Source organism: Streptomyces sp. HUAS 15-9 (assembly GCF_025642155.1).
Taxonomy (GTDB): Bacteria; Actinomycetota; Actinomycetes; order Streptomycetales; family Streptomycetaceae; genus Streptomyces.
On the sequence record NZ_CP106798.1, the window covers coordinates 1,423,103 to 1,435,579 of the forward strand.

The window sequence follows — 12,477 nt, forward strand, 5'->3', positions numbered from 1 at the left end:
AGGCCCTCTGTCCGGGAGGGCACCCCGGCGGCGACACTGGAAGGAGCGGCTGGGTAGGAGGCGACGTATGAAGACGATCGATCGCTGGCTCGCCTCCCCGTGGCGTCGTTCCGCCGCAGCCGTCCTCGCCGGAGCCCTGCCCGTGTTCGCCTTCCCGGCACCCGCGCTGTGGTGGTTCGCGTACGTCGCCCTGGTCCCCTGGCTCCTGCTCGCCCGCTCGGCCCCGACCGGGAAGCGGGCGGTGTACGACGGCTGGCTGGGCGGGTTCGGGTTCATGGTGGCGGTGCACCACTGGCTGCTGCCCAGCCTGAATGTCTTCCTCTTCCTGATCGCCGGGCTGCTGGGCGCGCTCTGGGCACCCTGGGGCTGGCTGGTGCGCCGGTTCCTGGCCGGGGTGCCCTCGCCGGGCCGGGGCACGGCCGCCCTGGTGGTGCTGCCGTCCGGCTGGCTGGCGGTGGAGCTCGTACGGTCCTGGCAGGGGCTCGGCGGTCCCTGGGGCCTGCTCGGCTCCAGCCAGTGGCAGGTGGAACCGGCGCTGCGGCTCGCCTCGGTGGGCGGGGTGTGGCTGCTCAGCTTCCTGGTGGTGGCCGTCAATGTCGCGGTCACCATGCTGGTGGCGATACGCGCGGTCCGTGTACCCGCCCTCGCCTCGCTGGTCGCCACGGCCGCCGCGACCTCGGCGGCCTGGGTGTGGTCGCCCCGCCCGGACGTCGACGGACGGGTCAGGATCGCCGTCGTACAGCCCGGTGTGATCAAGGGCGCCGACCAGCGCTTCGACCGCGAGGAACAGCTCACCCGGGGGCTCGTCGGGCAGCGCCTCGACCTGATCGTCTGGGGTGAGAGCAGCATCGGCTTCGACCTGGGCGACCGGCCGGACCTGGCGAGACGGGTGGCGGCCCTGTCCCGGCAGACCGGCGCGGACATCCTGGTCAACGTGGACGCCCGCCGCTCCGACCGGCCCGGCATCTACAAGAGCTCGGTCCTGATCGGCCCGGACGGCCCGACCGGCGCCCGCTACGACAAGATGCGGCTCGTCCCGTTCGGTGAGTACATCCCGGCCCGCTCGGTGCTGGGCTGGGCCACCTCGGTCGGCAAGGCGGCGGGCGAGGACCGTCGGCGCGGCACCGAGCAGGTGGTGATGGACGTCGGGCACGGGCTGCGCATCGGCCCCATGGTGTGCTTCGAGACCGCGTTCCCGGACATGAGCCGGCACCTCGCGCAGGACGGTGCCGACGTGCTGCTCGGCCAGTCCGCGACGTCGACGTTCCAGCAGAGCTGGGCCCCCGAGCAGCATGCCTCGCTGGCCGCGCTGCGCGCCGCCGAGACCGGCCGTCCCATGGTGCACGCGACGCTGACCGGCGTCTCGGCCGTCTACGGCCCGAGCGGAGAGCGCCTGGGCCCCTGGCTCGGCACAGGCGCGAGCATCGCCCAGGTGTACGAGGTGCCCCTGGCCCATGGCATCACTCCGTACGTCCGCTACGGCGACTGGCCGGTGAAGGGCGCCCTGCTCGCGCTGGCCGCCCTGGGCGTGACCGAGGGCGTACGGGCGGTCAGGCTGCGCCGGAGCTCTCCTGGACCGCGTGTACGACCCGCTCGCACAGTTCGTGAGTCGCCAGTGCGTCACGGGCACTGAGGACCTTGCCGACGCGCACGGCGTCGAGGAACGCGAGCACCGCCTGCTCGATGCCGCGCTGCCGGGCGACCGGCACCCAGTCCCCGCGCCGCCGTACCGTCGGCTGCCCCTTGTGGTCGATCACCTCGGCGAGGTTGACCACCTGGCGCTTGGTGTCCTGCCCTGAGACCTCGAGGATCTCCTCGGCCGAGCCGCTGAGCCGGTTCATCACGCCGAGCGCGGTGAAGCCGTCCCCGGCGAGCTGGAGCACCACGTGGTGGAGCAGCCCGTCCTCCAGGCGGGCGCGCACGGTCACGTCGTCGACCGCGCCCGGCACCAGGAAGCGCAGCGTGTCCACGACGTGGATGAAGTCGTCGAGGATCATCGTGCGGGGTTGCTCCGGCAGCCCGATGCGGTTCTTCTGCATCAGGATCAGCTCGCGCGGGTGGTCGGCGCACTGGGCGTACCCGGGGGCGTAGCGCCGGTTGAAGCCGACGGCGAGGGAGACGTCGCGCTCCTCGGCGAGCTTCACGAGGCGCTCGGAGTCGGCGAGTTCGTAGGCGAGCGGCTTGTCGACGTAGGTCGGTACGCCCGCCTCCAGGAGCCGGGTGACGATCTCGGGGTGCGCGGGGGTGGGCGCGTGCACGAAGGCGGCGTCGAGGTCCTGGGCGAGCAGCGAGTCCAGGGTCGTGTGCCGTCGGCCGGCGGGGAGGTGGAGGCCGTCGGCGACCCGGGCGAGGGTCTCGCGCGTGCGGGTCTGCAAGTGCAGGTCGATGCCGGGCCGCATGCCGAGCACCGGCAGGTATGCCTTCTGCGCGATGTCGCCGAGTCCGATGCAGCCGACCTTCACGTGCTCTCCCCTAGCGGTTGCCTACCGGTGCCCTTCCGGAAGCATACGGCGGCCGCCAGTCGGCGATGCCGTCGTAGCCGCGCAGGAAGAACGCCGGTCCGGCGAGCGACAGTGCGGCGAGCGCGGTGTTGCGTACGGCGATGGCGGCGCGGTTGCCGGTCATGTCGAGCCGGGCGACCTTGACGGCCCGGCGGGCGATCGCCGTCGTACGGGGCAGCCGGGCAGCCGTGTAGGCGGCCAGGTCGCCGGCGTGGTGGGCGAGGACGACGGCGTCCTCGACGGCCTGGTTGCCGCCCTGGCCGAGGGTCGGGGGCATGGCGTGCGCGGCGTCGCCGAGCAGCGCCACCCGGCCGCGGTGGAAGGCGGGCAGCGGGTCGGCGAGATGGTGGACGTCGTGGCGCAGCACGTCCTCGGGGCGGGCGGCCGCGATGACGGCCGGGATCGGGTCGTGCCAGTCGCCGTACCGGCGGGCGAGTTCGGCCCGCTCGTCGTCCGGCGCGTGTTGCCCGGCGGGGGTCATGGCGGCGCCGTACGCATACACCCGGCCGTCCTTGAGCGGGTGTGTGCCCCAGAGACGGCCCCGGCCCCAGGTCTCGTGCGAGGCGAACTCGGCGCCGGGGAGCGGGATCACGACCCGCCAGGTGGTGAACCCTGCGTAGACCGGACCGGGATGCCCGGGGAAGAGCGCGCCGCGTGCGGCGGAGTCGATGCCGTCGGCGGCCACCACCAGGTCGGCCTCCAGTTCGCCGTCGGCGGTGGTGACCCGGGCGGGCCGGTCGGTGTCGCCGGGGTCGGCGACGGTGGCGGCGGCGGTACGGACGGTGCCGGGCGGGAGTTGCGCGGCGAGGCTGTTGACGAGGGTGGCCCGGTGCAGCAGGACGAGGGGGCCGCCGAAGCGGGCCGCGGCGGCGTCGGCGCTGGTGCGCGAGAGCCAGCGGCCGCGCGGGGTGCGCAGTCCGCCGTCGCCCTGCCAGGCGGCGAGGTCGCGGATCTCCTCGCCGATGCCGATGACGTCCAGGGCGCGCAGGGCGTTCGGGGACAGCGAGATGGCCGCGCCGACCGGCTCCAGGGAGCGGGCCCGCTCCAGGACGGTGACCTGCCAGTTCCGGCGGTGCAGGGCCGCGGCCGCGGTCAGGCCCCCGATACCGCCGCCGATGACGACGGCGCGTGACGACTGTGCCATGGCTCCTCCTGATGCAGGGCGCGCCGCGGCGGACCCGGCGCACTACAGATGTAGTTGGGCGACTCCTCGACCGTACTACAGGCGTAGTTGCGCGGGTAGGGTCGTCCCATGTCCGTACGCACCCCGAGCACCTCCCGTGCCGATCTGATCGCCGACACCGCTCTCACCCTGCTCGCCGAGCGCGGTATGCGCGGGCTGACGCACCGGGCGGTGGACGAGGCGGCCGGGCTGCCGCAGGGCTCGACGTCCAATCTGGCGCGCACCCGGCAGGCGCTGCTGGAGCTCGCCGTACGGCGGCACGCCGAGCGGGAGGCACGGCTGCTGGCGGTGGGCGAGATGCCGGATCCGAGCGGCGGGCTCGACGCACTGACCGAGGGGCTGGCCCTGGCGGTGCACCGCACCCTGACCCGGAACCGCGCGTTGCTCGTCGCCCGCTACGAACTGGCCCTGGAGGCCACCCGACGCCCCGAGCTGCGCGCCTTCTACGACGCGACGGGCGCCGTCTTCCGCGAGCAGCTGACCGCGATGCTCACCGCCGTGGGCTCGCCCGACCCGGCCCGGCATGTGCTGTCGCTGGTCGCCTGGGCGGACGGGCTGATGTTCTCCTGCGTCGCGGGGACGTTCAACGCGGAGGTGCCGGATCTGGACGAGGTGCGGGCGGGGCTGCGGGAGCTGCTGACGGGCATGCTGGGCCGCTGAAGCCGGCGTCCCGGGGGGGCCGACGTCAGCTCGGGTCCTCCCATGCCCCTCGTACGGGGCGGGAGACCACCCTTGTGAGGGATCATCCGCCCTTACCCTGTTCCAACGCCGCAGCCGACGCAGCAGAGTTGCGCGGGTGTATCGATCGACGACCTCCGCAGCGCTCCTGGTCACCGTGGCCGTCTCGGCCCTCTCCGGCTGTGTGACCGTCCAGCGGTCGCCGACGCCCGGGCCACCACCGGCGGGGGCGCCGTCGCGGTCCTCGGCGCCCCGGACGGACGGCAGCGCGAAGCCGAGGGTCGTACAGGCGCCGGCCCGGGAAGCGCTGGAGATGGTCGGTCCGTCCCGCCGCCCGAAGCGCTCAGGCGACCCGGCCCCTCCCCCACAGCCGCCCGGGCTCCCCCGCTCCCCCACGCCCCCGGCCCCGCAGCCACACGCTGCGCCCCGGCACCAGCCCCCCGCCGTTATCCCGGATGTACCCCGGTCCGTCCCCAAGGCCCCCGACGTGTGCGCGCTGGGAACGGAATACGGCGGCTGGCGTCCGGACAGCCCGGAGGCGGCGATCTGCCGCCGGACTTACGGACAGTGAGGCGGTGGCGCGGACGTACGGACAGCAGGGCAGTGGCGGGGGCAGGACCTAGGTCGGTCGTCGGCGGGGTGGGCCCCAGGGGTCTCCTCCCGGGGGGTCCTCCTCGCCCAGTCGGTGTTCCAGCCTGATGATCGCCGCCCTGATGCCGTCCCCGTAGCTGTCGTCGGTGAGGGCGCCGGCCGCGCCGCGGGCGCGATGCAGACTGGCGCGGGCGGCCTCGGAGCGGCCCAGCTTCATGTAGTCGGTGGCGAGATTCAGATGCAGGGAGGGGTAGAACGTGCGCAGCGCCGCCGGGCCCGTCGCCCCCGCCGAGACTTCCTCCGCCGCCGACAACGCCCTCAGGTCCCAGGCCAGTTCGTCCGAGGGGTCGTCCTGGGTGTCGGCCAGGTAGTGCGCGAGCGTGCAGCGGTGCACCGGGTCCCCGTCCTGCCCGACCTCCGCCCACAGGTCCAGCAGACGGCTCCTGGCCTCCTCGCGGTCTCCGCCGTGATGCAGCATGACGACCTGCCCGATCCGGGTCAGCACGGCGTCCGGCGCCGTCCGCTCCTGCCGCTCCGCCACCGAGTCCTCCAGGCTGCTCCGCACGACAGGCCCAGTCGGCTGTCCCCCCGACGCTAACCGGCGGCACGGACAAACCCGGTCAGGCGGCCCCGAACGACACGGGACCGCCCGCGGGGCGGATCAGCCCAGGTCCGGGATCGTCCAGTCGATCGCCTCATGACCCTGCGCGGCGACCGCCTCGTTGATCTGTGTGAACGGGCGGGAGCCGAAGAACTTCTTGGCGGACAGCGGCGAGGGGTGCGCGCCCTTCACCACGACGTGCCGGGCCTCGTCGATCAGGGGCAGCTTCTTCTGCGCGTAGTTCCCCCACAGGACGAAGACCGCCGGGTCGGGCCGGTCGGCCACCGCGCGGATCACCGCGTCCGTGAACTTCTCCCAGCCCTTGCCCTTGTGTGAGTTGGCCTCGCCGGCCCGGACCGTGAGCACCGCGTTGAGCAGCAGCACGCCCTGCTGGGCCCACGGCATCAGATATCCGTTGTCCGGGACGGGCGTGCCCAGCTCCTCCTTCATCTCCTTGTAGATGTTGCGCAGCGAGGGCGGGGTCTTCACCCCGGGCCGGACCGAGAAGCACAGGCCGTGGCCCTGGCCCTCGCCGTGGTAGGGGTCCTGGCCCAGGACCAGCACCTTGACCTTCTCGAACGGCGTCGCGTCCAGCGCCGCGAAGACCTCCTCGCGCGGCGGGTAGACGGCAACCTTCGCCCGCTCCTCCTCGACGAACTCCGTCAGCTCCTTGAAGTAGGGCTGCTGGAGCTCGTCGCCCAGAACCCCGCGCCAGGACTCGGGCAGCATGGCGGTGTCGGTCACGTCAACGTCCTCACGGTGTGCGGTCACTTGCAGGTCTTGCAGTGCTCAGAACCTACAGGCGACCACTGACAATCGGTGCCGTGATCCGACATCACCAGCTCGTCTTGCGGTGCAGCTCCCACACCATCATGATCGCCGACGGGTCCAGCGACTGCTCCGCGCCGGAGATGTCGGCGCTCGCGGCCAGGTACTGCTTGCCCTGCCACAGCGGCAGCAGCCGCGCATCGTCCGCCAGGATCGACTGCGCCTCCCGGAACTCCTTCACCACGCGAGAGCGGTCGCTCTCACGGCGGGAGGCGGGCAGCAGATCATCGGTGATCTTGGGTGACGGGTAGGGCGTACCGACGGCGTTGTTCTGGCCGACGAACGGGGCGATGAAGTTGTCGGCGTCGGGGAAGTCGGGGGACCAGCCGCGCCCGAACACCGGGTACTCGCCCTTCTGGTAGCCCACCACGTACTTGTTCCAGGGACGGCCGTGCACGGTGACGGTGAACAGGCCGGACGCCTCGAGCTGGCGCTTGATCTCCTGGAACTCCTTCGCGGTCGCCGAGCCGTAGCGGTCGGTGGTGTACCAGAGAGTGAGAGGCACCTTCTGGTTGATGCCCGCCTGGCTGAGGATCTTGGCGGCCTTGCCGACGTCGGGGTCGCCGAAGTCGTCGAAGAAGGCGGTGCTGTGCCCGGTCAGGCCGGCCGGGACCATGGAGTACAGCGGCTCCACGGTGTCCTTGTAGACCCGGTGGACGATCTCGCTGCGGTTGATGACCTGGGCGACGGCCCTGCGGACGGCGGGCTTGCGGATCCAGGGGTCCTTCGGGTTGAACACGAGGTACTCGATCTCGTTGCTCGGCCCGTCGATCAGGTCGATGTCCTTGGAGCCCTGGCCCTGGAAGGAGATGACGTCGTCGGCGGCGAGGCCGCGGAAGGTGATGTCGAGCTTCTTGGCACGCAGGTCGTCGGCCAACAGGCGCGAGTCCTGGTAGTAGCGGATGGTCACCGCATCGTTTCTGCGCTCCGCGGCGCCCTTGTAGTGCTTGTTGCCGACCAGTACGGCCTGCTTGCCCTCCTGGTAGGACTCCAGGTTGTACGGGCCGGACCCGAGCACCTTGCCGTCCTTGCGCAGCGCGTTGTCCGGGTACTCCGCGGGATCCACGATCGACATACCTGGCGTGGCCAGCACGAACGGGAACGTGGCGTCCGGCTTGTTCAGATGGAAGGCGACCTCGCGCTCGCTCACCGCCTGGACCCGGTCGAGACTGCCCAGCAGGCCGGCCGGGCCGCTGTTGACGTTGATCTTCTCGATGCGGTCGATCGAGTACTTGACGGCCTGTGCGTCCAGTTTGTGCCCGTTGGAGAAGGTCAGGCCCGCGCGGAGCTCGCACGTGTACACGGTGTTCGACTGCGAGAACGTGCAGCTCTCGGCCGCGTCGGGCTGCGGTGTGCTCGCGCCGTCGGGGTAACTGAGCAGGGTCTGGTAAATGTTGCGGAAAAGTTCCCAGGACTGGTCCCAGGAAGCGGCCGGGTCAAGCGTGCTCGGGGCACTGGTCGTCCCCACCACGATCGGTCCGCCGTTGTCCTGGTTGCCGTCGGAAAAGACGCTGCACCCGGCCACCAGGGATATGGACGCAACCGCCGCCATTCTCTGCAGGCATCGGTTCCGGTTGAACACGCGCACGCTCCTCGATCCGCCATACCAAGGGTCGGCAGACCATACCGCAGTGACACGCCGGGCGAACCTGCTTCGTACATGGGTCTTGATCACCTTGTTCATGACGACGTTGTCATCGCTCGGGGCCCCTCCCGAACAATGACAAGAGCGCCGTTTCCGTCAAGGAAACGGCGCTCTTGTGCACCCGATCGTTACGCCCGCACGAGGTCAGGCGACACCGGCGTTCAGGAAGATCCCGCCGTCGACGACGAGCGTCTGTCCGGTGACCCAGTCGGACTGCGCCGAGGTGAGGAACGCGGCGGCGCCGCCGATGTCCGAGGGCACGCCGAGCCGGGCGAGCGGGTAGGCCGCGGCGGCCTCCGCCTCCCGGCCCTCGTACAGGGCCTCGGCGAACTTGGTCTTCACGACGGCCGGGGCGATCGCGTTGACCCGCACCCCGGGCGCGAACTCGTGCGCGAGCTGCTGGGTCAGGTTGATCATCGCGGCCTTGCTGACACCGTAGGCGCCGATGAACGGCGAGGGCGCGAGGCCGGCGATGGAGGCGATGTTGACGATGGCGCCGCCGTTGTCCTTCTGCCAGGCGTGCCAGGTCTTCTGGGCGAAGCCGAGCGCCGAGATCACGTTGGTCTCGAACACCTTGCGCGCGACGCCCAGGTCGAGGTCGGCCATCGGTCCGAACACCGGGTTCGTCCCGGCGTTGTTGACCAGGAAGTCGACGCGGCCGAAGGCCTCCATGGCGCGCCCGACGGCCTCGGCCTGGTGGTCCAGGTCGTGCGCCTTGCCCGCGACACCGATCACCCGGTCGGAACCGAGCTTCTCGACGGCCTCCTTGAGGGCGTCCTCGTTGCGGCCGGTGATGACGACGCGGTCACCGCGCGCGACGAGCGCCTCGGCGACGCCGTATCCGATGCCGCGGCTGGCGCCCGTGACGAGCGCGACCTTGCCGGAGAGTTCAGGCAGTTCAGTCATGTCCGTGTTCCTCAGATTTCCCGGTGCCGACTAGTCGAGCGGTCCGCCGGCGACGTACAGCACCTGGCCGGAGACGAAGCCGGCCGCCTCGCCGGTGAAGAAGGCGATGGCGTTGGCGATGTCCTCGGGCTCGCCGACGCGCTGCACGGGGATCTGGGTGGCGGCCGCGGCCTTGAACTCCTCGAAGCCCATCTTGACGCGATCGGCGGTGGCCTTGGTCATCTCGGTGGCGATGAAGCCGGGGGCGACGGCGTTCGCGGTGATGCCGAACTTGCCGAGCTCGATGGCGAGGGTCTTGGTGAAGCCCTGCAGACCGGCCTTGGCGGCGGAGTAGTTGGCCTGGCCGCGGTTGCCGAGGGCCGAGGAGGAGGACAGGTTGACGACACGGCCGAAACCGGCGTCGACCATGTGCTTCTGAACGGCCTTGGTCATCAGGAACGAGCCGCGCAGGTGCACGTTCATGACGGTGTCCCAGTCGGTGGCCGTCATCTTGAACAGCAGGTTGTCGCGGAGCACGCCGGCGTTGTTGACCAGGATCGTCGGCGCGCCGAGCTCCTCGGCCACGCGGGCGACGGCCGCCTCGACCTGCGCCTCGTCGGAGACGTCCGCGCCGACCGCGATGGCCCGGCCACCGGCCGCGGTGATCCGCTCCACGGTCTCCTTGCAGGCGGCCTCGTCGAGGTCGATGACGGCGACGGCGCGGCCCTCGGCGGCCAGTCGTACGGCGGTGGCGGCGCCGATGCCGCGCGCACCTCCGGTGACGATGGCGACCCGCTGGTCAGTGGTGGACATTGCTGCTTCTCCTCGCCCTTGAGAATTCCCCAGCCGCGGTGAGCGACCGCTTAGTACCTTCGACAGACGTGACGCTAGAAGCCCTGGCACCCGGTGTCAACGGCACACCGGGTCCGTGTGATCCATTACCTCACCAGGAGGTCCAGCAACCGCCGCGCCTCGGCGGCCGGATCGGTGGTGAGCCCCGTGTGGACGGGTCCGGGCTGCACGACGGTCGAGCGCGGCGCGATCAGCCAGCGGAAACGCCGCCCGGCGTCGTCCTGGGCCGCCGGTCCCGCGGCCGCGCCGCCACCGCACACGCCCTCGACGGCGCCGAGCGCGGCCCGCACACCCGCCACGTCCGCGTCCGGGTCGAGGGCCAGCAGCCGGGCCTCGTCGAGGTGGGTGCGGGCGCCGAGGTAGCCCTGGGCGCGGCAGTACACGACCACGCCCGCGTTGATGCACTCACCGCGCTCGACGCGGGGTACGACCCGCAGCAGCGCGTACTCGAAGACGTCCCGGCCGCCGCCCTGGCCCGCCCGGGTGATGTGGCGCTCGGCCACATGGCCTGCCATGTGGATGTGGTGCTCGCTCACTGGTCCCCCTCGATGCCGGTGATGCGCTCGTGGATCACGGCGGCGCGCGCGAGCAGGGGCCGCGCATAGGCCCGCCGCAGGTCGTCCGGGCTGTCGAAGCCGCGCTCGCCCGCCAGCCAGGACTCCGGGATCTCGGCGGTGACCTCGGCGAGGAGTTCCTCGGTGACCAGCGGGGCCAGCTCGGCCGCGGCGCCCGCGACATCGGGGCCGAAGCCCGCGAGTGCGTGGTCGGCGGCGTCGTAGGGCCGGGCCGCGGAGGCCTCGGCGCCGGGCCAGTTGTGGTGCCAGATCATGGTCGCGCCGTGGTCGATGAGCCACAGATCGCCGCGGTGCATCAGCAGGTTGGGGTTGCGCCAGGAGCGGTCGACATTGTTGATCAGCGCGTCGAACCAGACGACCCGTCCGGCCTCCTCCGGGCTCACCGTGAAGGCCAGCGGGTCGAAGCCGAGGGCGCCGGAGAGGAAGTCCATGCCGAGATTGGTGCCCCCGCTGGACCTCAGCAGCTCCTGCACCTGCTGGTCGGGTTCACCGAGCCCCAGCACCGGATCGAGCTCGATCGTCACGAGGCGGGGCATCCTGAGGTCCAGGCGGCGGGCCAGCTCCCCGCAGACGACCTCGGCCACCAGCGTCTTGCGGCCCTGTCCCGCGCCGGTGAACTTCATGACGTACGTCCCGAGGTCGTCGGCCTCGACGAGCCCCGGCAGCGAGCCGCCCTCACGCAGGGGCGTGATGTAGCGGGTCGCGATGACTTCCTTGAGCATCGCCCCAGGTTACTGGGGAGTCGCCGGAGTCCCGGCCCACAGCGGAACGACAGCGAAATGACAGCGGAACGACAGCTCCGGCTCACGGTGCTCCGACCGCGCGGACGTCAGGATCGTCAGGATCTCGACACCGTCTGAACGGGTCGCGCCCATCGGCCGTACCCCTGGACGGATCACCGAAAAGGCTTCGCGGAAGGGAATCCCCACATGAGCAGCGCATCGCCCAAGCCCGCAACGGGACCGGCCCGCCGTACGGTCGTGGCCGCGGCCGGAGCGGCGGGGCTCGCCGCCGCGCTGACGGCCTGCGGATCGGGCGACGACTCGTCGAACTCCTCCAGTGTGTCCGGTTCTTCCGGCAGCTCCGGGACGCGGGGCGGCAACAATGCGAGCGCCGGCGGCTCGGGCGGCGGCGACAACGCCGCGGCGGGCGGCGTCGCACTCGCCAAGACCGCGGACATCCCGGAGGGCGGCGGCGAGATCTTCAAGGACCAGGGTGTCGTGGTCACACAGCCGGCGGCGGGCACGTACAAGGCGTTCTCGTCGAAGTGCCCGCACGCCGGGTGCGCGGTGGGCAGCATCGCGAACGGCGTGATCGTCTGCCCGTGCCACAACAGCCAGTTCTCCGTCACGGACGGCAGCCGGAAGGCGGGTCCCGCGACCACGGGGCTCACGGCCGCGAACATCACCGTGTCCGGGGACGAGATCAAGCTCGCGTGAGGGTCAGGCCCGGCGGCGCGGACGCTTGAGGCATCCGAGCACCTCGTCCGTGGTCGCGACCGTGGCGACCAGTGCGAGCGTGTTGCGGATCATCGCGGGGGTGTAATCGGAGGGCACCCCCGCGATGGCGTCCCGCGGCACGACGACGGTGTAGCCGCGGTTCACCGCGTCGAACACCGCGTTGGGTATCGCGACGTTGGCCGAGACACCGGTGACGATCAGCGTGCGGCAGCCGAGGTTGCGCAGCAGCGGGTCGACATCGGTGCCCTGGACGGGCGACAGCCCGTGCAGCCGCCGTACGACGAAGTCCTCCTCGGTGACCTCGATCGGGGGCGCGATGCGCACCGCCGTGGTACCGGACAGCTGCTGGACGGGGAGCCGTTCGGCGGCGCGGAACAGCCGGGCGTTGCGGTTGGCGCCCCGGCCGTCCGGGCGGCGCTCGGCGACGGCGTGGATCACCTGGAGGCCGCTGTCGTGCGCGGCGGCGACCAGCCGGGCGACATTGCCGAGGGCACCCGACACACGGGCCTCCCGGGCGAGTTCGGGCAGCGCGCTGTCGGACCCGACGACCCCCTGCTGGCACTCCACGGTGAGCAGCACGGTGCTCGCGGGTTCGAGGAGTTCTCCGAGCTCATCGTACGACGCCATGAGGCCCCCTTTCGCCGGGATGCGGGGCGGGCGAGACTAACCACCATTGCG

At 71.6% G+C, this 12,477-nt stretch carries 13 protein-coding genes; 3 read left to right on the forward strand and 10 right to left on the reverse strand.

The window, feature by feature from the left end; translation table 11 throughout:
• Positions 1 to 67 precede the first annotated feature (67 nt).
• Positions 68 to 1,633, forward strand: a complete 1,566-nt coding sequence (gene lnt / locus N8I87_RS06435; RefSeq protein WP_263206289.1) for an apolipoprotein N-acyltransferase — start codon at positions 68 to 70, stop codon at positions 1,631 to 1,633.
• Here lnt and N8I87_RS06440 read toward each other — a convergent pair.
• Both N8I87_RS06440 and N8I87_RS06445 read right to left on the reverse strand, forming a co-directional pair.
• Positions 1,551 to 2,462: a Gfo/Idh/MocA family protein gene (locus tag N8I87_RS06440; protein ID WP_263206291.1), complete on the reverse strand. Its 912-nt coding sequence runs from the start codon at positions 2,460 to 2,462 to the stop codon at positions 1,551 to 1,553. The two genes, lnt and N8I87_RS06440, sit on opposite strands and share 83 nt — an antisense overlap.
• A gap of 10 nt (positions 2,463 to 2,472) precedes the next feature.
• Positions 2,473 to 3,645: an FAD-dependent monooxygenase gene (locus tag N8I87_RS06445; RefSeq protein WP_263206293.1), complete on the reverse strand. Its 1,173-nt coding sequence runs from the start codon at positions 3,643 to 3,645 to the stop codon at positions 2,473 to 2,475.
• A gap of 108 nt (positions 3,646 to 3,753) precedes the next feature.
• On the opposite strand from N8I87_RS06445, the gene N8I87_RS06450 reads away from it, so the two are divergent.
• The gene (locus tag N8I87_RS06450; RefSeq protein WP_263206295.1) at positions 3,754 to 4,344 is read left to right on the forward strand and encodes a TetR/AcrR family transcriptional regulator; all 591 of its coding nucleotides are present in this window, start codon (positions 3,754 to 3,756) and stop codon (positions 4,342 to 4,344) included.
• A 637-nt stretch (positions 4,345 to 4,981) separates the two neighbouring features.
• Here the strand turns inward: N8I87_RS06450 and N8I87_RS06460 are convergent.
• From N8I87_RS06460 to N8I87_RS06490, 7 genes are all read right to left on the reverse strand, one after another.
• Positions 4,982 to 5,494, reverse strand: a complete 513-nt coding sequence (locus tag N8I87_RS06460; RefSeq protein WP_263216330.1) for a hypothetical protein — start codon at positions 5,492 to 5,494, stop codon at positions 4,982 to 4,984.
• Between the two features lie 120 nt (positions 5,495 to 5,614).
• Positions 5,615 to 6,298 carry a uracil-DNA glycosylase gene (ung, locus tag N8I87_RS06465; RefSeq protein WP_263206298.1) on the reverse strand — a complete coding sequence of 228 codons (684 nt, stop codon included), beginning with the start codon at positions 6,296 to 6,298 and terminating at the stop codon, positions 5,615 to 5,617.
• 91 nt (positions 6,299 to 6,389) lie between these two features.
• The gene (locus tag N8I87_RS06470; RefSeq protein WP_263206299.1) at positions 6,390 to 7,964 is read right to left on the reverse strand and encodes an ABC transporter substrate-binding protein; all 1,575 of its coding nucleotides are present in this window, start codon (positions 7,962 to 7,964) and stop codon (positions 6,390 to 6,392) included.
• Between the two features lie 207 nt (positions 7,965 to 8,171).
• Positions 8,172 to 8,933, reverse strand: a complete 762-nt coding sequence (locus tag N8I87_RS06475) for an SDR family oxidoreductase (RefSeq protein ID WP_263206301.1) — start codon at positions 8,931 to 8,933, stop codon at positions 8,172 to 8,174.
• 30 nt (positions 8,934 to 8,963) lie between these two features.
• Entirely contained in the window at positions 8,964 to 9,725 is a 762-nt protein-coding gene (gene fabG, locus N8I87_RS06480; protein ID WP_263206303.1) for a 3-oxoacyl-ACP reductase FabG, read from the reverse strand.
• 125 nt (positions 9,726 to 9,850) lie between these two features.
• Positions 9,851 to 10,300 (reverse strand): DUF3037 domain-containing protein, encoded by a 450-nt coding sequence (locus tag N8I87_RS06485; protein WP_263206305.1) that lies wholly within the window; start codon positions 10,298 to 10,300, stop codon positions 9,851 to 9,853.
• Entirely contained in the window at positions 10,297 to 11,061 is a 765-nt protein-coding gene (locus tag N8I87_RS06490) for a HipA family kinase (RefSeq protein ID WP_263206307.1), read from the reverse strand. Before N8I87_RS06490 ends, N8I87_RS06485 begins: the two co-directional genes overlap by 4 nt.
• Before the next feature lie 207 nt (positions 11,062 to 11,268).
• Between N8I87_RS06490 and N8I87_RS06495 the strand changes: the two genes are divergently transcribed.
• Positions 11,269 to 11,778: a Rieske (2Fe-2S) protein gene (locus N8I87_RS06495; RefSeq protein WP_263206309.1), complete on the forward strand. Its 510-nt coding sequence runs from the start codon at positions 11,269 to 11,271 to the stop codon at positions 11,776 to 11,778.
• A 3-nt stretch (positions 11,779 to 11,781) separates the two neighbouring features.
• Here the strand turns inward: N8I87_RS06495 and N8I87_RS06500 are convergent, their stop codons facing one another.
• The gene (locus tag N8I87_RS06500; protein WP_263206311.1) at positions 11,782 to 12,426 is read right to left on the reverse strand and encodes a cysteine hydrolase family protein; all 645 of its coding nucleotides are present in this window, start codon (positions 12,424 to 12,426) and stop codon (positions 11,782 to 11,784) included.
• Positions 12,427 to 12,477 lie beyond the last annotated feature (51 nt).